The sequence below is a fragment of the Stenotrophomonas sp. 10N36 genome, from assembly GCF_056395005.1.
The window spans coordinates 1-20113 of record NZ_JBFTIS010000004.1; the positions used below are offsets into that span (position 1 = coordinate 1).

The window sequence follows — 20113 nt, forward strand, 5'->3', positions numbered from 1 at the left end:
TGATACATGCACCGCGCCATGCGCGATGCAGCCGACCAACGGTCGGCTCTACCGAGATGATGGGTGCCCTCAGGCAACAGCAGCCGACCAACGGTCGGCTCTACCGGGATGATGGGTTCCCTCGGGCAAGAGCAGCCGACCAACGGTCGGCTCTACCTCGATGAGGGGCGTCCTCGGTCGTCGTGCGGCGCGATGATTGGCGCCCTCAGTCCTCGTCCACCGCCGGCAATGCCACCGGCGGTGCGGTGTTGGCGCGGCGCTGCTCTTCGTGCGTGCGGAACGCCTGGTGGATGTGCTTGCGCAACTCGTCGTCGTTCCACGGCTTGGTCAGGAACCGGTAGATCGCGCCGCGGTTGATCGCGTCGGTGACCGTGTTCAAGTCGGTGTAGCCCGACAGCACCAGCCGGATCGTGTCCGGGTACAGCATTTTCACCCGGCCCAGGAACTCGGTGCCGCTCATGTCGCTCATGCGCTGATCGGACAGGATCACCTGCACGTCGTTGATGGCCAGCAGGTCGAACGCATCGCGTACGTTGCCAGCCGCCAGGATCCGGTAGCCGTCGCGACGGAACAGCCGCACCAGCGAGCGCAGCACGTTCTCTTCGTCGTCCAGCAACAGCAGCGTGCGGTCGGGGCGGGTCTCGGCGAAGGCTTCCGGGCGCAGGTAGCGGCGGCGCAGGGTCATGCCCGCCGCGTCGGCCGACATCGGCTCGCCGAACAGGTAGCCCTGGAATACGTCGCAGTCGTTGCGCCGCAGGAAGCCCAGCTGCGCCTGCGATTCCACGCCGTTGGCGATCACCGTCATGCCCAGCTGGTGGCCCATGGCGATAATGGCGCGCGCGATGGCCGCCTCGCGGTTGCCGGCCGGTGCGCTCTTGATGAAGCTGCGGTCGATCTTCAGCTTGTCCACCGGGTAGCGCACCAAGGCGCTGAGGCTGGAATCGCCGGTGCCGAAGTTGTCCAGGCTCAGGCTGATCCCTTCGTTGCGCAGGTTGACCAGGGTTTCATGCACGAAATTGACGTTGTTGGTCAACGCGCTTTCGTTGATCTCCAGGGTCAGCATCTGCGCCGGGACGCCGGCGGCCTGCAGCACCGACATCACTTCGGCGAAGAAGTTCGGGCGCAGCAGCTGCAGGGTGGACACGTTGACGGCGATGGTGAAATCGTCGAAGCCCTGGTCGCGCCACAGCTTGGCCTGCTTCAGCGCGCCTTCCAGCACCCACGTGCCGATCTGCACGATGATGCCCAGCCGCTCGGCGGTGCGCATGAAGCGCTCCGGCACCAGCATGCCCAGCGTGGGCGACTGCCAGCGCAGCAAGGCCTCCATGCCCACCACGTGGCCGTCGCGCGCGCTCACCAGCGGCTGGTAGCGCAGCTTCAACTCGCCATTGGGAATGGCGTCCACGATCTGGCGCGCGATGATGCTTTCGCTGTGCGCACTGGAGGGCGTGTCCACGGCGTGGATGCGGACCGCGTTGCCGCCTTCGCGGGCGGCCTGGTGCAGGGCGTCTTCGGCGTGGTCAAGCAGGCGCGAGGTGCCGGTGGCATGTTCCGGGCACAGGCTCACGCCCAGCTTGCCGGTCATGAACAGCGTGTACGGCAGCACCGACAACGGCAGTTCCAGCTGCTGGCGGATTTCCTCGGCCAGGTCTTCCGGCAACGGCACCCCGGCACTGCGCGGCACCGCAATCAGGAACTCGTCGCTGCCATGCCGCCACAATTTGCCGCGGCCGCGCAGGTGGTGCTGCAGGCGTTGGGCCACCAGCACCAGTGCTTGGTCGCCGACTTCGGCACTCATGTTCTCGTTGACCGACGCGAAATGGTCGATGTCCACGTGCATCAGCATCAGCGGCGTGCCACCGGAGGCGGCCTCGGTGACCATCGCCTGCAGCTCGGGATTGCCCGCACCCAGGCGCGGCGGTGCGTCCTCGATGCTGACCAGGGGCAGGGAAGGGTTCCACATGTTCAGTGTTCCAGTGTATCGGGAGTGGCCGCAGCGCTGCTGCGATACGGCAGGTACAGGTCGATCAGGGTGCCGGCGCCGTGCGCCGATTCGATGCGCAGGGTGCCGCCCACGCTCTGCGCGCGTTCGCGCATCACGATCAGCCCCAGCCCGCGCGGGCCTTCCGGGTCGAAGCCTTCGCCATCGTCGCGCACCTGCAGGTGCAGGCCGCTGTCGCCCACGTCATGCAGCTGCAGGCTTACCTGGCTGGCGCGCGCGTGGCGCAGCACGTTGGTCAGGCTTTCCTGGGCGATGCGGAAACAGGCCTGCTCGATATCGCCCTGCGGGCGTCGCGGCAGCGCCTGGATGTCGGCCAGCAGTTCGATCGCCGCCGAGCGGAACAACATGCCGGCCTGCCAGCGCAGCGCGGCTTCCAGCCCCAGCGCGTCCAGCTGCGGCGGGCGCAGCAGCGTGGAAATGTCGCGCAGCTTGCCCACGGTGGCGTCGGCCAGCTGGATGATCTGCTCCAGGTCTTCGCCGCGGCGCGTGTCATCGGCCTCGTCCTGTGCGGCGTACGCCGACAGCTTCATCGCGGTGATCGCCTGGCCGATGTCATCATGCAGGTCGCGCGAGATCGCGCGGCGCTCATCTTCCTGCAGCGAGAACAACCGCCCGGCCATCGCCTGCAACTCGCGGTTGCTGGTTTCCAGGGCTTCGCGGATCCGCTCGGGTTCGCTGAGGTCGCGCACGATCAACAGCTTGCAGTTGCGTCCGCCATAACGCACATCACCCACGGCCAGTCCGGCCTGGAAGCGCTCCCGGTCCAGCCGACGCATGCCGATCACTTCACCGGCGCCGGTGCTCGGCAGCGGGATCGGCGCAAACAACTGCGCCCGCACCCGCGCCAGATCACCGGCGTCCACCAGCGCCGACAGCGGCTCGCCCAGCAGCGTGTGCTGGCCATAGCCGAACTGGGCGGCCGCGCAGGCGTTGGCATACAGCACGTATTCGTCGGACAGGATCACCACCCCATCGGGCAGCACCCGCACCAGCTCGCGGAACTGCTCTTCGCGCTCGCGCAGCAGGCGGCGCGACTGCTCGCGCTCGGTGACATCCTGCAGGGTGCCCAGCACGCGCGGCCGGCCGGCGTCGTCGTGCCCGCTTTCGGCGCGCAGGTGCACCATCAGCGCACGCCCGTCCATCGCCAGCAGCGGCAGCAGCACGTCGATCTGCACCTGCTCGCCGGTCATGTCCTGCAGCAACTGTTCGCTCAACGCGGCCGTGGCCGGGTCGGCCGGCACCAGCAGTTCCTCGAAGCGATGCCAGCGGCGCGCTTCCGGCGGGCGGCGGCCCAGCAGGTGGTAGACCTGGTTGGAATAGCGGCCCAGCCCGGTGGCCGGGTCCACTTCCCACGCGCCGATGCGGGCCATTTCGTGCGCTTCCTCAACCCGGGCCAGGGCCATGTCACGGCGGCGCAGGGCCTGGGTTTCGCTGGTGCGGTCGATGGCGATCAGCAGCCGGGCAGGCCGCCCGCCGTAATTGATGGCGTTGCTGCGCATTTCCATGCGCCGGCGGCTGCCGTCACGCAGTTGCAGGTCGGCCGTCAATACACACAGTTCGCCGGGCTCGGCGCGGATCTCCGCCAGCTTGGCGGCCAGCTGGGTCTCTTCGCCGGGGGGCCACAGCGCGCTGATCGGCATGGCCATGAACGCCTCGCGGTCCCAGCCAAACAGGCTGCTGGCGGCCGGGTTCACATCCAGGATCGCCAGGGATTCCAGGTCGTAGACCAGGATCGGCCCGGGGTTGCCCTGGAACATCTGTCGATGGCGGGCTTCGGAGCTTTCCAGCTGCGAATGGGCGTGCAACACATGCTGGGCCAGCGGTCGCAGCAGCAGATAGATCAGCCCGGCGCTGGCCACCACGAAAAAGGTGCCCTTGGCGGTCTGCCACCGCGCCGCGGTGGCCATGTCGCCGGCCAGCACCTGCACCGCGGCATCGCTGCTCAGGATCCACACCAGCGCCAGCACCAGGTAACCGGCCACCACCCGCCAGCGGTCGCGGCGCAGGGCCTGGGCGAGCGGGCGTTCGGGGGCGGTGGGGTGGGGCAGGCCGGAGGGAACGACAGGCATGGACGGGTCGGGGACCTTCGGGGCGGGCGAACTGCATCTTAGTGGGTGTCATGCCATTTGGGGGTGCACGCCGCGCACCGCTCAATAATTGGCGAAATCCGCCGCTAACGATTGCGTTCCCGGTCGTCGGGTGCGTTATCGGAGTCTTACCGCGTGGACCAAGGGATTATCGCGAGTCTGCTGCAGCACCCATTGGCGTCGGCCTTGGTCATCCTCGACCGGGCCGGGCGGCCGCTGGCGGCCAACCCGGTCGCGCGCGAGCTTGGGCTGCCGGCAACCGTGGCGGCCTATGGCGAGCTGCTGGAAGACCTGCGCCTGCTGGCGGCTGATGGAGGCCTGGTGCCCTGCCAGCTGCCCGGCGGGCCGCGCGGTCGCCTGGATGGTTGGCTGCGGGCCGTGCACGACCCGGACGGCAACCTGCTGGCGTTCACCCTGAGCGTGCCCGAGCCGGTGGCCAGCTACGCCGGCAGCCGCTGGGAGCTGGCCCTGGACCACGCCGGCCACGGCCTGTGGGACTGGGACCTGCCCAGCGATGCCGTGATCCGGTCACGGCGCTGGGACGACCAGCCGGTGCCGGCCGAAGAAGTCACCCGGGGCGATGTCACCGCCGCCTTGCTCGCCCCGGTCCACCCGGATGACCAGCCGGCCGTGCGCGCCGCCCTCGACGCGCACCTGCGCGGCGACGGCGAGGTGTACGCCGCCCAATACCGACTGCGCCACCCTGACGGGGACTGGCGCTGGGTGCTCGACCGTGGCCGGGTGGTGGCGCGCACCGCCGACGGCCAGCCCTTGCGCATGGTGGGCACGCACACCGACATCCAGGCCCAGAAGCAGTTGGAGGCGCAGCTGCTGGAGCAGCAGGTGCACCTGCGCGAGGCCCAGCGCATCGCCAGCATGGGCAGCTGGTCGTGGGACCCGGCCCAGCGCCAGTTCTGGTGGTCGCCGGAGTTCCGCGCCCTGCTGGGCGTGGGCGAAGATCCGCTGAGCGGTCGCCGGCGCTGGTTGCGCCAGCTTGAACCGCGCTCGCGCAGCCTGCTGCGCCACGCCTGGCGGCGCATGCTGCGCGATGGCAAACCGACCACCCTGGAGCTGGAACTGCCGCGCGAGCGCGAAGGCGCGCTGCACCTGCGCCTGTGGATGCAACCCCTGCTGGGCGCCGACGGCCGCATCCAGCGCCTGCTGGGCCAGGTCCAGAACATCACCGAACAGCACCAGACCGACGCGCTGATCCGGTGGCGCACCGAACTGCTCAACCGCGTGTCGGCGCTGGGCCGCATCGGTGGCTGCGAAATCGAAGTGACCACCCGCCACATGCAGTGGACCGAGGAGTGCTACCGCATCCACGGCCTGCGCAAGGAGCCGATCAGCCTGGACCAGGCGCTGGCCCTGTACACCCAGGACTCGCGCAATGCCTTCGAGGCGGCGCTGGAGCGTATCGCCGACGGCGGCCTGCCCGAGCAGCTGGACCTGTGCTTCTACCGCCAGTCCGGGCTGCGCATCTGGGTGCAGGTGCTGATCGAACTGGACCGCCGCGATGGCCTGCCGACCCGCTTCGTGGTGCTGTTCCGTGACATCACCCGCGAGCGCGAAGCCAACGAGCGCATCGAATTGCTGGCCCACTACGACCTGCTTACCGGCCTGCCCAACCGCATGCTGCTGCGCGAGCAGACCGCCGATGCCATCGAAGAGGCGCGTGACCGTGGCGCGCCGCTGGCGATGCTGTTCATCGACCTGGATGGCTTCAAGACCATCAACGACACCTTCGGCCACGCCACCGGCGATGCGCTGCTGAAGGCGGCGGCCAGCCGCCTGCACCAGAACCTGCGAAACGCCGACCTGTTCGGCCGTTTCAGCGGCGACGAGTTCATCGTGGTGCTGCGTGACCTGGCCGACCCCGAGGACGCCGGCCATGTGGCGCGCAAGCTGATCGCTTCGCTGGCCGAACCGCTGCAGCGCGGCGAGACTACGCTGAAGGTGGGCGCCAGCGTGGGCATCGCCATGCTTGATCAGAGCCACCACGACTTTGAATCGCTGCTGCGCGCGGCCGACGCGGCGATGTACGCCGCCAAGGAAGCGGGGCGCAACACCTACCAGTATTACAGCCAGGACGCGCTGGCCAAGATCCAGCGCAAGCTGGAGATCGAGCACGCGCTGCTCGGCGCAATCGACCGCGAAGAGTTCACCCTGGCGTACCAGCCGCTGCTGCATGCCGAGAATGATCAGCCACCGGCGATCGAAGCCCTGCTGCGCTGGCATCGGCCCGGTATCGGTTACTGCAGCCCGGCCGAGTTCATTCCGATCGCCGAAAAATGCGGTGAGATCGTCCGCATCGGCGACTGGGTGCTGGCCGAGGCCTGCCGCCAGGCCGCCGCCTGGGATGCGGCCGGCCTGGCGTTCGACCGCGTGGCGGTCAACGTCTCGGCGGTGCAGCTGCGCGACCGCGGCTTCGCCGAACGTGTGATCGACATCTGCCATGCGCACGGCTGGCCGCCGCAGCGGCTGGAGCTGGAGTTGACCGAGTCTGCGTTGATCCGGGACACCGACGTCCTGCGCCACTGCTTCGACGTGCTTGAACGCCACGGCGTGCCGTTGGCAGTGGATGACTTCGGCACCGGCTTCTCCAACCTGCATTACCTCAACCGCTTCCCGGTGGGCCGCCTGAAGATCGACCGCAGTTTCGTGCAGGGGATGCTGCACGACACCGGCACGGCCGAAGTCACCCAGGCCATCGTCCACCTGGGCCATGCGCTGGGCATGAAGGTTGTCGCCGAGGGTGTGGAAACCGAGCAGGAAGAAGCCATGCTGCGCCGCCAGGGCTGCGACGAAATCCAGGGTTACCTGTATTCGCGCCCGCTCACCCCGCGCGACCTGGCCCAGTGGCTGAAGACCGGCGGCACCCGCATCGCGCCGCGCGAAGCGCTGGTCGCGCTGACCCACGCCATCTGATCGCGCGCGATCCCGCAACGTGCGCGGGGTTCTGTTGGCCGCGCACCGCCGATCCGCGCGACCTGATCGCCCGCGATCCCTCACCATGCGCGGCGTTCCGTTGGTCACGCACATTTGGCGGGTAGAGCCGACCGTCGGTCGGCTCTACGTTTGTAGATGGCCTTACCCCAGCAGCCCCGGCATCTCCGCCACCGCGTCACCGACCCGCGCAATTTGATCGCACGCGCCCCCCGGTAGAGCCGACCGTCGGTCGGCTGCTCCCGGTGCAGCCGACCAACGGTCGGCTCTACCAGAGAGGGTGGCTTGACGCGGTCTCATCACGCGCCGGCTTCCGGCCCCGAAACGATCATCAGCAGGTCCAGGAACACCAACATCGTCAGTGCGCGCGTCCGGCCGGGGTCCGTGTCGTCAACGGTCAGCGCGCGTGCACTCTGTCCGGACCTGTGCAGCAACGTGCCAGCGGGCAGTCCACGCCATGGGGCCTCCAGCACGAGATAGTCCTGCACATCCTCGGCCCCGTCATCTTCGATGAGGATCGCAGGGGGGCCGTCATCGAGCTGCACCGAGGAAACCTCAACGTTCGCATCGACACTGCCGGCGTCCGCGTCATCAAGGTCCTCCAGTGCGGCATACGGCTGCTGGAAGTCGCCCGTTTCATCCAGGGTGCGCCGGAGAATGTTCAGTTCCATGGGCTCAAGAAGCCACGGCTCGGCACCGGCGGGTAGGGGCTTCAGGTCAATCGAGAGGTGTGGCGTGAATTCAGCCATGGGGAAGCAACTCGTCTCAGGGGGAGCCGATGTTGGAAAAGTCCCGGGGCTGTGTCGATGCAACTTGTTGTAAAGCGCGTGTTTGCCTGGGGGATTGCCTGCCGGTGCAGCCGACCAACGGTCGGCTCTACGCTTGCGGGGTTCCGTGTGGGTGGTGTCCCCGGGGCTGCGGCCATGCCCCCGGCCCACGCGATCTGATCGCGCGCGATCGCTCAACGTTCGCGCGGGTTCCATTGGCCGCACACTCTTGGCGGGTAGAGCCGACCGTTGGTCGGCTGCTCCCGGTGCAGCCGACCAACGGTCGGCTCTACCGCGGATCGCGTGGGTGCGCTTACCCCTGCGGGCCCGGAATCTCCCCTGCCGTGTCGCCTTCGTAGGTCTGCACGGAGATGCGGTAGATGTCGGTCCAGCCAGCGTCGGGGCCAGGGCCCAACCGGTGTCGCCCTCCGAACATGTAGAGCGTTTCGCCCAATGACATGTGGCCGATCAGGTGTTGCGCGGCACTGCTGACCTGGAACTGGTGCAGGAACACCATCGGTTGCCCCTGGTGGTACAACCAGGCCGGCTCACCCACCCACTTCGGCTTGGCATCCATGCAGGGAAAGGCGTTTGCCAGCCGGGTGGCCAGCCATTTCTTGCGCGGCTTGGGTGCGCCCTGTTCCAGGTACTCGCGATAGAGCTGCTGGGCGAAATCTTCGGCGCCATCGGCTTCCATCGAGGCGGCATGCCGCTCCGCCGCCGCCATCGCTTCGCCCCAGAAAAGATGGAAATCTGTCAGTTCGGCCATGCTGTTCCTTGTGGATGCCGACACCCTTGCAGGCCGGCGCAGCAACAGAGGATACCCCCCGTGGCAAATCCGGATCGACGGCTGATAGACTGCGGCGCCTCAGACAATTATGGGGCGGGGCGCACAAACGTCGCCGGCCAACACCCGATGCCACAACTATCGGCCGTCGGCAGGCATTCAACCGCTACCGCAGCGCCATCCCATCCACGGCGCGTGCGTCCAGCTCCGGACATCGATTGAACACCGCGAACCGGTGCAGCGCCTTGCGCAGTGCCGGCAGGAAGTGATCGCGATCCAGATCGTCGCGCTCCACGTGCAGGCGTATCACCTCCAGCCGCTGCTCGCTACGGTGCGCCTTGCAGTCCACCCGGCCCACCACCTGGTCTGCGTACAGCACGGGCAGACAGAAGTAGCCATGCACGCGCTTGCCCGCCGGCACATAGCACTCGACCCGGTAGTCGAAGGCGAACAGGGCGCTCAGGCGGTCCCGGTGGATGACCAGGTTGTCGAACGGGGACAGGATCTTCACCTCGCGACGCAGCCGCATCGGACGGTCCAGCGCTGCCACGTCGACGTAGGTGGTCACCTCGTCGTTGCCCTTGCACACGCTCACCTGACCCGCATCGACCCGTTCGTCGACCACTGCGCGCATCGCATCGCGCAGGTCCTTTCCGGCCTGCAGGTGCAGCAGCTGTTTCAGGGTGAACACGCCGTGTGACCGTCGCGTAGTCTCGAACAGATAGGTCGCGTACTCACCCAGCGTGGGAACACGCAGATCGACGTCGTCGGGCAGGCAGCGCTCGGCCAGGTCGTAGGATTTCTCCATGCCGTTGCGCTCGCACACCATCAGGTCGCCGCGCATGAACAGCGTCTCGAAGGCGCGCCGGCCGGGCCCCTGGTTCCACCAGCTGCCGGCTTCCTTGGTGCCCGGGTCCAGGTGGCGCATCCGCATCGGGCCGTCGGTGCGGATCCGCGCCAGGATCTGCTTCATCAGCTGCGGGTCGCCGCCACGGAAATAGCGGCTTTCTCCCGTCCGTATCGCGTGCATCCGGCGCAGCGCGTAGCGGTAATCGCACATCGGAAGATAGGCAGCCGCGTGATACCAGTACTCGAAAATCTGCCGCTCGCCGACCAGGCGGTTCAAGTGCGCCGGGTCGTAATCGGGCACCCGATTCCACAGCACGTGGTGATGCGCGCGCTCCACCACCGACAGCGTATCGATCTGCACATAGCCCAGGTGGGCGATGGCGCGGTGGGTGCCCGCCGGGCCTTGGCCGAACGGCGCCCGTGACGCCAGCCCCTGCGCATGCAGTGCCACGCGCCTCAAGCCGGATGTCATGGACGGTGCGGGGAGTACGTCAGGTCCGGGGAAGCGGTCACCACGGCATCGCCACTCAGTCCCAGGTCCCAAGCCAGGCCGATCAACGCCGGGTCCATAACAGACGGGCCCAACGACCCGGAAAGCCCGACCTGTGCCGCCAGTTGCGCCAGTTCCCGCTGCGCCAGCTGCTCAAGCTGGGCCAGCAATGCGCGGCCGCGCAGCGGTTCGGGCGTGCGGGCAGGCGAGGGCGGGTGGTTGCATTCCTCTGGCGCAGCCACTGCCTCGGGCAGGGGGGCGGACGAGGTGAGTGCGGCATGGGGGGTGTTCGTCAACAGCATGGGTCGATCATCTGCAGCCAGGACGGATCTTGCAAGCACAACGGCCCCGGGGAAACCGGGGCCGTTGTGGGCGCCGTTGCCGGCACGGAACATCTGGGTCAGAACAGCTCGACCGCGCCAGCGGCCATGCTCTGCTGGGCAACCGCCTTGTGCGGCGGGCGTTCCCACTCGCTGCGCATTTCACGCAGACGGCTGCCGGTACGCTGCAGGGCGCTGACGACTTCTTCGTCGAACACGCCGCCATTGCGGTGCAGCAGTTCCTGCAGGGCCACCGCTTCGCGGTTGATGGCGGTCAGGCGGTCCAGGTGGGTATGCACCCCGCCCAGCGCCTGGGTGGCGATGTCTTCGAACTGCAGGGCGCGGACCGCTTCGGCCACGCTGCTGTCGATGGCACGGCCACACTCGGAGATTTCGCGCATGCCGTCGCCCAGCGAGGCATTGATCTGGGCCACGTTGTCCAGCATCTGCGCCGCTTCGTGGCGCGCTTCGCGGGAGCGGTCCATGTCGCGCGAGGCCATGTGCGAGACCGTCTCGCGGACCTTGGCGATGGCGTCCTTGGAGCTGTGCGCCAGCTTGCGGATCTGCTCGTTGAACGTGGTGGAGCGCTCGGAGAGGTTACGCACCTCGTCGGCGACCACCGCGAAGCCGCGACCGGCCTCACCGGCACGGGCCGCTTCAATGGCCGCGTTCAGCGCCAGCAGGTTGGTCTGGTCGGCAATCGACTTGACGTCTTCCAGCAGGGCGAAGATGCCATCCAGGTGCTGCGCCATCTGGTCGATGTGCTGCACGGTGTTGCTGCTCTGGCCGCTGACCTGCTCCAGGGCTTCCACCAGCTGTTCCATGCGATGGCTGGCATGCTGGGCGAAGCGGGCGACGTCGACACCGGCACCGCCGTCTTCACCGGCACGGTCGACGATGCGGGCCAATGCCTGGCTTTGCTGGCGCGACTTGCGGTTCATGGCGTCGAAGCTGCCACCCAGGCCGCTGACCGCATGGCGGATCAGATCACGGGCGCGTTCGACTTCGCCGCGGGAGCCGTCCACTTCGTTGGCAACGAAGCTGCGCAGCTCGGTAAGCAGCTGGTCCTGCTCACGCAGGATGCGGGCATGCTCGGGTGACCGCTGGGTCTGGGCCCGGGCGGTCCACCAGGCAAAGCCCAGCCAGCTGAGCGTCATCGTGGTCAGGATGGCCCAGCGCAGCGCGGCGGGCCATTCGAAACCGATGGCGAAAGGAAGAAGCAGGGTCAGGACCAGGGGGGCGGCCAGACGGATGAAGATGCGTGAGTACATGGACGTTCTCGGGAAGTGCACGGTTGAGGTATCGGCCGTACCCCCATTTGCTTTAGTGCTGCACTGCACATTCCATCGAAAAACCTCCCCGCGGTAGCGCCTCCCTACGGGTGGCTGCGGGATCCTCGACCGCCCAACCCAGCCACCCCTGGGGTGGCTCTACCCGCATCCATCAACGGTAGCGCCATCCCACGGGTGGCCGCACGCTGCGCTCGGGGCGCCGTGAGTCAGCGCAGCTGGCGGTCCACCGCTTCGATCATCGCCTTGCGCGAGAACAGGAAGTCCCAGTACTGGCCGCCGGTCTGGCGCCACAGCACCGCCGACCGCACCGCCGCCAGCAGCAGGGCGCGGATCTCGGCCACCACCCCGGCCTGGCCCAGGTAGTGCGGGTTGCCCTGGACCATCACCCGCGGCTTCAGATTGCTGATGGTGTCCGCGTACAGCCCGCCCAGGGCGGCCAGCACGTCCGGGTGGGCGCTGTCGCCCAGCTCGGTGGCCTGGCGCTGGGCGCGCTCGATGCCCTGGCTCACCTTGTCCACCACCGCATGCTCACGCACGAACCGGCGCTCCAGCTGCAGCACGGCCAGCGCCAGCCGGGGCAGGGCGTCGTCCTGGCCCTGGTTGCGGAAGTAGTTGTGCAGCAGGCGCAGCCCCGGGGCCACGTTGGCCGGGCTGCCGTAGATGGCCTGCGGCGTCTCGGCATCGATGCGGAACACGCTGTCTACAGCGGTGCGCACCACGGCCGCTTCGGAGTGGCCGGTTTCGGCGATGCGGCGCACCTGCTGCAGGGCCTGGGCGATGCCGGCCAGTGCAAGAACGCGGTCGTCGACGGAAAAACTCATGCAGCAGATACCTCGAAGGGGGAAGGGGCAGTCCGCAGCCGCTGTTCCAGCGGCGCGTCGGTGGCGGCGATCACCGCGCCACCCAGGCAGACCTCATCGTCATACAACACCAGCGATTGACCGGGGGTGACGGCGCGTTGCGGGCGCGCAAACAGCACCTCCAGGGTGCCATCGTCGCGCACCGTCACCGTGCAGGGTTCATCGGGCTGGCGGTAGCGGGTCTGTGCGGTGCAGTCGAAACGGCGGGCGGGCGGGGCGCCGGCGATCCAGTGGGCGGCCTCGGAATGCAGCCGGGTCGAGAGCAGCCAGGGGCTGTCACGGTCCTGGTCCACATAGAGCACGTTGCTGGCCACGTCCTTGCCCACCACATACCAGGGCGCGGCCGGGCGGCCACGCACGCCGCCGATGTTCAGGCCCTCGCGCTGGCCCAGGGTGAAATAGAACACGCCGGGGTGTTCGGCGATCAGGGCGCCATCCGGGTCGCGGATCTCGCCGGTCTTGGCGGGCAGGTAGCGGCCCAGGAACTCGCGGAAGTCGCGCTCGCCGATGAAGCAGATCCCGGTGGAATCCTTCTTGGCATGGGTGGGCAGCCGCGCGTCGCGGGCGATCCGGCGCAGGTCGTTCTTCTGCAGGTCGCCGATCGGGAACAGGGTGGCCGCCAGTTGTTCCTGGCCCAGCTGGTGCAGGAAGTAACTCTGGTCCTTGCTGCGGTCGGCGCCGCGCAGCAGCGCCCAGCGCCCGCCGACCTGGGCTACGCGGGCGTAGTGGCCGGTGGCGATGCGTTCGGCACCCAGCTCGCGGGCCGCGTCCAGGAAATGCTTGAACTTCACTTCCCGGTTGCACAGCACGTCCGGATTGGGGGTGCGGCCGGCGGCGTATTCGGCCAGGAAGTGCGCGAACACGCCCTCCCAGTATTCGGAGGAGAAATCGCGGAAGTGGAACGGGATGCCCAGCAGGCCGCACACCGCCACTGCGTCGCGGCGGTCGTCCTCGGCCCGGCAGTCGCCGCTGCCGTCGTCGGCCCAGTTCTGCATGAACAGCCCGGCCACCGGCTCGCCCTGCTGGACCAGCCGCCACGCCGCCACCGAGGAGTCCACGCCGCCGGACACGCCGACCATCACCCGGGGGGTACTCATGCGGTTTCCTTCAGCAGCGACAGGGGATGGCGCTGGCCGCCCAGGTAGTCGGCTACGACCTCCCAGACCAGCGGGCTGCGCAGGCGTGCCGCGCTGGCCTGCAGCTCGGCCGGGGTCATCCACAGCGCGCGCAGGATGCCCGTGTCCAGCGGCCGGGCCGGATCGTGCTCGACCGGCGCGGCTGCGAAGGCGAAGCGCAGGAAGGCGGTGCCGTCGGGCGCGGTCCACTGGTAGACGCCGATGAAGGCGCTCAGGCGCACCGTCCAGCCGGTTTCTTCCAGCGTCTCGCGCACCGCTGCGGCGGCCAGGCTTTCGCCCGCCTCCAGGTGCCCGGCCGGCTGGTTGAGCACGTCACGGCCGTCGATACGCTCTTCCACCAGCAACAGGCGCCCGTCACGCACCACGACGGTGGCAACGGTGACATGGGGCGTCCAGCGCGGGTCCTGCACGGCAGTCACCTCAGTATTCGTCCGTCTCGGTCAGCTCGTTTTCCATGGCATCGGCGGTGCGCATGGCGGCATCGATGGCATCGCTCAGCGCGGCCGAACTGGCATTGGCATCCACCTTGACCACGAACATGGCCAGCTGGTCCTGCTTCACCCAGGCGCCCAGCTTGGCGTCCTGCGAGTCTTCCAGCAGGCGGTTGGCCACCGCGGCCGGGAACTGCTTGCCGGGGGAGTTGTAGCCGGGCGACCAGATCTCGCGGATCTTGTGGCTGCCGAACTCTTCCACCGACGAACGCACGAACACCAGCTGGGTACGGTCCTCGCCGGCATCGAAGACCAGCTTGTAGTCGCCGTCCTCGTCGATCTCGTAGGGGTAGTCCAGCTGCTTGAGCACACGGCCGACGGCCTTGTCGGGTTCGGCTGCGTGGGCGCCGAACATCGTGGCGGTCAGCAACAGCGCGGTGACGATCCTTTTCATGAAATCCCTGTGAAAGTGTGGGGTGGATGTGCAGATTGTGAAGGGCGACAGAGGCGGCGTCCAATCCCGCTATAATGTGCGGATGCCCCGCGAGCCCAACCAAGAACCCCACCACGATCACGGCGTCATGCTGGAACCGGCCCGGCCGGAGGTGGCGCCGCCGCCGTTCTACCAGGTGATGCTGCTGAACGATGACTACACCCCGATGGATTTCGTGGTGACCGTCCTGCAGAGCTTCTTTGCCATGGACCTGGACAAGGCCACCCAGGTGATGCTCCACGTCCACACCCGCGGTCGCGGCGTGTGCGGGGTGTTCACCCGTGAGGTTGCCGAGTCCAAGGTGGCCCAGGTCAACGAATTCTCGCGCATGAACCAGCACCCGCTGCTGTGCACGATGGAAAAGACCAGCGGCTAGCCGCCGGCGCGTGCCAGTTGGCGCAACGCCATGGCCGTGACGGCCAGGTCGACGTCGGCGTTGCAGCCATCCTCCAGGAACCACACCGCCGACAGTCCGGCGCTGGCCGCGATCCAGCGCAGCAGGCGCGTGCGCTCCAGCCCCGCCAGCGCGCTGACCTGGTCCACCCGGCGGTCAAAGATGGCCGGCTGGGTGGCCACGTGGATGCCCGGCCCGCACAGATCCGGGTTGCAGAACAGCACGGTGTAGTCGAAGGCGCGGTCGCCAAGCAGGCGCTTGGGGTCGATGGCGAGCCAGCCGCGCGCACCGCCGTCGAGCACGTTGTCATGGTGCAGGTCGCCATGCAGTGGGCGCACCTCGATCTGCGTGTCCAGCAATGCCAATGCCAGTGATCTGCACTGTTCCAGCAATGGCGACAGCGCCACGTTGGGCTCCAGCAGTGCCTGGAACCAGTCCTGCAGTGGCACCAGCCCCTCCGGCACCGTGCTGCGCGGGCGGTGGAGGCGTTCGGCGGCCGTACACAGCAGCGCGGTGGCCTGCGCATCCTGGCCGGCGATGGACATCGCCCGCAGCGACCCGCCCGGCTGGGCGCGCTCCAGCAGCACCGCCTCGTGGTCATGGGCCAGCAGCCGTACCGCGCCGTCGCCGTCCCACCAGCGCAGCAGCCGGTGGCCGTTGCGCTCCTCGGTCTCCGTGCTCACCTTCAACATGGCCGCGGAACCGTCGGGGAGGCGGACCGGCCACAGCCGGGCGTGCGGGGTGGTGATGACGTCGCCATCACGGACAAGCTGCCATTTCGTGAGCTGGAGTTCAGGCATCATGGAGTCGCTGGGAAGCGCCTTGGGGAAACCGGGTGGGGTTGGACCGCTAACGCCGTCTGAACGCACCGATCCGCTAGGGTGATGGAAATTGCGCAGCTAGGCCGCATATTGTTCCCACCTGCCGCCGGAGTAGAACATGTTCAGTAAAGACCTCGAACACACCATCGGTCAGTGCTACAAGCGCGCCCGTGAGGCCCGGCATGAATTCATGACGGTGGAACACCTGCTGCTGGCACTGCTCGACAACCCGTCCGCCCAAGCCGTGCTGAAGGCATGCGGGGCCGACGCCGAGCGCCTGCGCCAGGAGCTGGAACAGGCCATCGAGGCCTCGGTCTCGCGCCTGGCCGAAGATGATGGCCGCGATACCCAGCCCACGCTTGGCTTCCAGCGCGTGCTGCAGCGGGCCGTGTACCACGTGCAGTCCTCGGGCAAGAAGGAGGTGACCGGCGCCAACGTGCTGGTGGCCATCTTCGGCGAGAAGGACTCCCACGCGGTCTATTACCTCAACCAGCAGGACGTGACCCGGCTGGATATCGTCAATTACCTGTCCCATGGCATCGCCAAGCTGGGCGAAGACGGCGAAGTGCCGCCGGCGGCCGATGGTGAAGGCCGCGCCGAGGGCGGCGAGGGCGAGGGCAAGGGCGATGCGCTGGCCGAGTTTGCCAGCAACCTCAACGAGGCCGCCCGCAATGGCCGGATCGACCCGCTGGTGGGCCGCCGCGATGAAATCGAGCGCACCATCCAGGTGCTGTGCCGCCGCCGCAAGAACAACCCGCTCTACGTGGGCGAGGCCGGCGTGGGCAAGACCGCCATCGCCGAAGGCCTGGCCAAGCGCATCGTCGAAGGCTCGGTGCCTGACGTGCTGGCCGATGCGATCATCTACTCGCTCGACCTGGGCGCGCTGGTGGCCGGTACCAAGTACCGGGGCGACTTCGAAAAGCGCCTCAAGGGCGTGCTGACCGCGCTGAAGAAGATGCCCAATGCGGTGCTGTTCATCGACGAGATCCACACCATCATCGGTGCCGGGTCGGCGTCGGGCGGCACCATGGATGCCTCCAACCTGATCAAGCCGGCCCTGGCGTCGGGCGAGCTGCGCTGCATCGGCTCGACCACGTTCCAGGAGTACCGCGGCATCTTCGAGAAGGACCGCGCGCTGGCGCGGCGCTTCCAGAAGATCGACATCGTCGAGCCGACGGTGGGTGAAACCTACGAGATCCTGCAGGGCCTCAAGCCGCGTTATGAAGCGCACCACGGCGTGACCTACGCCGATGACGCGCTGCAGGCCGCGGTGGACCTGTCGGTCAAGCACATCGGTGACCGGCTGCTGCCGGACAAGGCGATCGACGTGATCGACGAAGCCGGTGCCCGCCAGCGCCTGCTGCCCGAGGGCGAGCGCAAGGAGCTGATCGACATCGAGGAGATCGAAACGATCGTGGCCAAGATGGCGCGCATTCCGGCCAAGCAGGTCAGTGCCACCGACAAAGACGTGCTGCAGCACCTGGAGCGCAACCTGAAGATGGTGATCTTTGGCCAGGATCCGGCCATCGAGACGCTGTCGTCGGCGATCAAGCTGGCCCGTTCCGGCCTGGCCAACCCGGAGAAGCCGATCGGCAACTTCCTGTTCGCCGGTCCCACCGGTGTGGGCAAGACCGAGGTGACCAAGCAGCTGGCGCTGCAACTGGGCATCGAGCTGGTCCGCTTCGACATGAGCGAGTACATGGAGCCGCATTCGATCAGTCGCCTGATCGGTGCGCCCCCGGGCTATGTCGGCTTCGACCAGGGTGGCCTGCTCACCGAGAAGATCGTCAAGACCCCGCACTGCGTGCTGCTGCTGGACGAGGTGGAAAAAGCCCACCCGGACATCTTCAACATCCTGCTGCAGGTCATGGACCGTGGCGTGCTCACCGACACCAATGGCCGCGAAGCCAACTTCAAGAACGTGGTGCTGGTGATGACCACCAACGCCGGCGCGGCCCAGGCCTCGCGGCGTTCGATCGGCTTCACCCGCCAGGATCACGCCACCGACGCGATGGAAATCCTGCGCAAGAGCTTCACGCCGGAATTCCGCAACCGTCTTGATGCGGTGGTGCAGTTCCAGCCGCTGGGCTTCGAGCACATCCTGCGCGTGGTCGACAAGTTCCTGATCGAGCTGGAGATGCTGTTGCAGGAAAAGCACGTCAGCCTGTCGGCCACGCCGACCGCGCGCGATTGGCTGGCCCGCCATGGCTTCGACCCGCTGATGGGCGCCCGCCCGATGGCGCGCGTGATCCAGGACAAGGTCAAGCGCCCGCTGGCCGACGAACTGCTGTTCGGCAAGCTGGTCAATGGTGGCCGGGTCAGCATCGACGTGCGCGACGACGAGCTGTTCGTGGAAACCCAGGCCGAACCGGAGCGCCTGCTGCCGGCAACGGTGTAGGTCACGACCGTTGGTCGTGACGGCTGGCCGGCGCGTCTTGGCGCCGGCCTGAAGCCTGCGGCGCCTACGCTGCAGGCGGCACATGAAAAGGCCCCGCAAGGGGCTTTTTCATGTCCGCCCCGCAGTCCTCAGCGGCGCGCGCGCGCCCGCGAGCTGAATTCCTGGGCGGTGATCGTCTCCACCTCGCTGACCACGCACCTCTGCGATTTGGTGCGCAGGCTGCTTACGCCGCCACCGCACAGCTGTCCGTCGCGCTCGGGGGTGGCAAAGCGCAGGTCCGACGTACGTGCGGCGCTGGTGCAGCTGTCCTTGAAATGCACGATGTAGTGCTGGTCGGCATTGCGCAGCAGGATGTTGCGATCGGCGCCTGCGCGCACGATCTGTTGGTCGCCAGACAGCGTGATGCATGCGGCATCGGCGGCCGGCAGCGGTTCGGCGGCCTGGGCCGCAGTGGCCAGGCAGGTGCAGGACAGCAGGGTGAGCAGGGAAAGGGTCTTCATGGCAGGGGCCGGGGGATGGCGATCCGGATTGGATCGACAACCAGCGTGCCGGGTGCGGCGCCAGTGCGAATCTGCGGCAAGGCAGGCTTACCGATGTCAGGGTGCACAGGGTCAGGGTGCCGCTTGGCAGGGGGTGGCGGCTTTATCGCGGCCACGCAAAAAGGCCAGCTCCTGGCTGGCCTTCTGGCGGGGCTTCTGTTGGGAAGCCGCCCCGAACCGCTTACTTCATGCGGTACGTGATACGACCCTTGGTCAGGTCGTAGGGCGTCATTTCGACCTTGACACGGTCGCCCGTCAGGATGCGGATGTAGTTCTTGCGCATGCGGCCGGAGATGTGGGCGATGATTTCATGCCCATTTTCCAGTCGTACGCGGAAAGTGGTGTTCGGCAGCGTCTCGCTGACGGTGCCTTCGAACTCGATGGAGTCGTCTTTCGACATGTAGTCCTGTGCAGTTCTGTAAACGGCCGAGCTGGCCTTAAGAGCGGGCATTTTACGCGCGTTCGCCCGTTCATGCAAAGTTTGCGTTAAGCGGCCCGATTTACCAGCGATTCACCCGCCGCGCACCCCGCACTTCCGGCCGCTGGCGGGCTCCCCGCGATCCCGACCGATCACCGGTAGTGCCGGCCGCTGGCCGGCTCCTCCTGTTCTCGACCGCGCCGGGTAGTGCTGGCCGCTGGCCGGCTCCTCAGAATTCCTCGCTTGCCAGCACCGCCGCCGCCATCTCACCAAACGCCGTCGTCCAGCTCCCCGCCGCTGCATCCATCCGCACCTGCTCCCGCACCAGCGCCAGAAAGCGCTCACGCGGCCAGTGTTCGGCCCCCATGCTCAGCAGATGATCGTTCTCCACCTGGGCATCGATCAGTGGCCAGCCCCACTGTGCCAGGTGGTGGGCCAATGCGGCCAACGCCACTTTGGAGCCACCGCTGACCGCGCTGAACATGCTCTCCCCGAAGAACATCTGCCCGATCGCCACACCGTAGATGCCGCCCACCAACCGCTCGCCATCGAACACTTCCACCGAATGCGCGTGCCCCATCCGGTGCAGGGCCACATACGCGTCTCGCATCCCATCGGTGATCCACGTCCCATCCTGGCCCGGGCGGAAACTGCCCGCGCAGGCGGCGATCACCTCGGCAAAGCACGTGTCGGCACGCACCACCCACGGGCTGGCACGCAGGCTGCGGCGGAACCGCGACGACAGGCGCACGCCGTCGGTGCGGAACACCATGCGCGGGTCCGGTGACCACCACAGCAGCGGCTGCCCGTCGGAGAACCACGGGAACACGCCGCCGGCATAGGCATTGAGCAGGCGCACCGGCGTCAGGTCGCCACCGACGGCCAACAAACCATCCGGCTCGCGCAACGCGGTTTCGGCAGGAGGGAAGGGAGCGTCGTGCGCGTCGGCCAGGCGCCAGGGATGCGAGCGGGTCATGTGGGAAGTGTAAGCGCTGGCCACGCGGCCCCGGGCGTCATGCTCACGCCGCTGGCGTCACAGGCTGGCGTGAGCGGCGCAGCATTTCCCAAACGCGCGCGACCGGC

At 67.7% G+C, this 20113-nt stretch carries 18 protein-coding genes; 3 read left to right on the forward strand and 15 right to left on the reverse strand.

All coding sequences use genetic code 11. The features are described from left to right. Positions 1-205: 205 nt before the first annotated feature. Positions 206-1963, reverse strand: a complete 1758-nt coding sequence (locus tag AC1DCJ_RS06140; protein WP_038688418.1) for an EAL domain-containing protein — start codon at positions 1961-1963, stop codon at positions 206-208. A 2-nt stretch (positions 1964-1965) separates the two neighbouring features. Next, a complete protein-coding gene (locus AC1DCJ_RS06145) occupies positions 1966-4071 on the reverse strand; it encodes a sensor histidine kinase (protein WP_428710903.1) in 2106 nt (701 codons plus the stop codon). 153 nt (positions 4072-4224) lie between these two features. Here AC1DCJ_RS06145 and AC1DCJ_RS06150 point away from each other — a divergent pair, with 153 nt between their 5' ends. After that, positions 4225-7017: an EAL domain-containing protein gene (locus AC1DCJ_RS06150; protein WP_478070399.1), complete on the forward strand. Its 2793-nt coding sequence runs from the start codon at positions 4225-4227 to the stop codon at positions 7015-7017. Between the two features lie 317 nt (positions 7018-7334). On the opposite strand, the gene AC1DCJ_RS06155 is transcribed toward AC1DCJ_RS06150, so the two are convergent. The 9 genes from AC1DCJ_RS06155 to AC1DCJ_RS06195 all read right to left on the reverse strand — a co-directional run bounded on the left by AC1DCJ_RS06155 (position 7335) and on the right by AC1DCJ_RS06195 (position 14421). Continuing rightward, a complete protein-coding gene (locus tag AC1DCJ_RS06155) occupies positions 7335-7784 on the reverse strand; it encodes a hypothetical protein (RefSeq protein ID WP_038688412.1) in 450 nt (149 codons plus the stop codon). A 331-nt stretch (positions 7785-8115) separates the two neighbouring features. After that, entirely contained in the window at positions 8116-8571 is a 456-nt protein-coding gene (locus AC1DCJ_RS06160) for a hypothetical protein (RefSeq protein WP_478070400.1), read from the reverse strand. 184 nt (positions 8572-8755) lie between these two features. Further along, positions 8756-9889 (reverse strand): winged helix-turn-helix domain-containing protein, encoded by a 1134-nt coding sequence (locus AC1DCJ_RS06165; RefSeq protein ID WP_478070401.1) that lies wholly within the window; start codon positions 9887-9889, stop codon positions 8756-8758. A 17-nt stretch (positions 9890-9906) separates the two neighbouring features. Further along, complete coding sequence (locus AC1DCJ_RS06170) at positions 9907-10230, reverse strand: hypothetical protein (protein WP_478070402.1); 324 nt, start codon at positions 10228-10230, stop codon at positions 9907-9909. 98 nt (positions 10231-10328) lie between these two features. Next, the gene (locus AC1DCJ_RS06175) at positions 10329-11519 is read right to left on the reverse strand and encodes a methyl-accepting chemotaxis protein (RefSeq protein ID WP_038688404.1); all 1191 of its coding nucleotides are present in this window, start codon (positions 11517-11519) and stop codon (positions 10329-10331) included. A gap of 227 nt (positions 11520-11746) precedes the next feature. Continuing rightward, the gene (hflD, locus tag AC1DCJ_RS06180; RefSeq protein ID WP_137189445.1) at positions 11747-12361 is read right to left on the reverse strand and encodes a high frequency lysogenization protein HflD; all 615 of its coding nucleotides are present in this window, start codon (positions 12359-12361) and stop codon (positions 11747-11749) included. Then, entirely contained in the window at positions 12358-13497 is a 1140-nt protein-coding gene (gene mnmA, locus AC1DCJ_RS06185; protein WP_137189446.1) for a tRNA 2-thiouridine(34) synthase MnmA, read from the reverse strand. The genes hflD and mnmA overlap by 4 nt, the downstream gene beginning before the upstream one ends. Further along, positions 13494-13955, reverse strand: a complete 462-nt coding sequence (locus AC1DCJ_RS06190; protein WP_478070403.1) for an NUDIX hydrolase — start codon at positions 13953-13955, stop codon at positions 13494-13496. The genes mnmA and AC1DCJ_RS06190 overlap by 4 nt, the downstream gene beginning before the upstream one ends. A 1-nt stretch (position 13956) precedes the next feature. Beyond that, positions 13957-14421 (reverse strand): hypothetical protein, encoded by a 465-nt coding sequence (locus tag AC1DCJ_RS06195; protein ID WP_137189448.1) that lies wholly within the window; start codon positions 14419-14421, stop codon positions 13957-13959. 82 nt (positions 14422-14503) lie between these two features. Between AC1DCJ_RS06195 and clpS the strand changes: the two genes are divergently transcribed. Then, a complete protein-coding gene (gene clpS / locus AC1DCJ_RS06200) occupies positions 14504-14836 on the forward strand; it encodes an ATP-dependent Clp protease adapter ClpS (RefSeq protein ID WP_038688394.1) in 333 nt (110 codons plus the stop codon). Here clpS and AC1DCJ_RS06205 read toward each other — a convergent pair. After that, positions 14833-15654 (reverse strand): APH(6)-I family aminoglycoside O-phosphotransferase, encoded by an 822-nt coding sequence (locus AC1DCJ_RS06205; protein ID WP_137189449.1) that lies wholly within the window; start codon positions 15652-15654, stop codon positions 14833-14835. The genes clpS and AC1DCJ_RS06205 overlap by 4 nt on opposite strands. Positions 15655-15793: 139 nt before the next feature. Here AC1DCJ_RS06205 and clpA point away from each other — a divergent pair, with 139 nt between their 5' ends. Further along, positions 15794-18073 carry an ATP-dependent Clp protease ATP-binding subunit ClpA gene (gene clpA, locus AC1DCJ_RS06210; protein WP_137189450.1) on the forward strand — a complete coding sequence of 760 codons (2280 nt, stop codon included), beginning with the start codon at positions 15794-15796 and terminating at the stop codon, positions 18071-18073. Between the two features lie 128 nt (positions 18074-18201). Here clpA and AC1DCJ_RS06215 read toward each other — a convergent pair whose 3' ends face one another. The 3 genes from AC1DCJ_RS06215 to aat form a co-directional block, all read right to left on the reverse strand. Continuing rightward, positions 18202-18573: a hypothetical protein gene (locus AC1DCJ_RS06215; RefSeq protein WP_478070404.1), complete on the reverse strand. Its 372-nt coding sequence runs from the start codon at positions 18571-18573 to the stop codon at positions 18202-18204. 220 nt (positions 18574-18793) lie between these two features. Next, positions 18794-19012: a translation initiation factor IF-1 gene (gene infA / locus AC1DCJ_RS06220; protein ID WP_005409596.1), complete on the reverse strand. Its 219-nt coding sequence runs from the start codon at positions 19010-19012 to the stop codon at positions 18794-18796. A 247-nt stretch (positions 19013-19259) separates the two neighbouring features. Beyond that, positions 19260-20006: a leucyl/phenylalanyl-tRNA--protein transferase gene (aat, locus tag AC1DCJ_RS06225; protein ID WP_478070405.1), complete on the reverse strand. Its 747-nt coding sequence runs from the start codon at positions 20004-20006 to the stop codon at positions 19260-19262. Positions 20007-20113 lie beyond the last annotated feature (107 nt).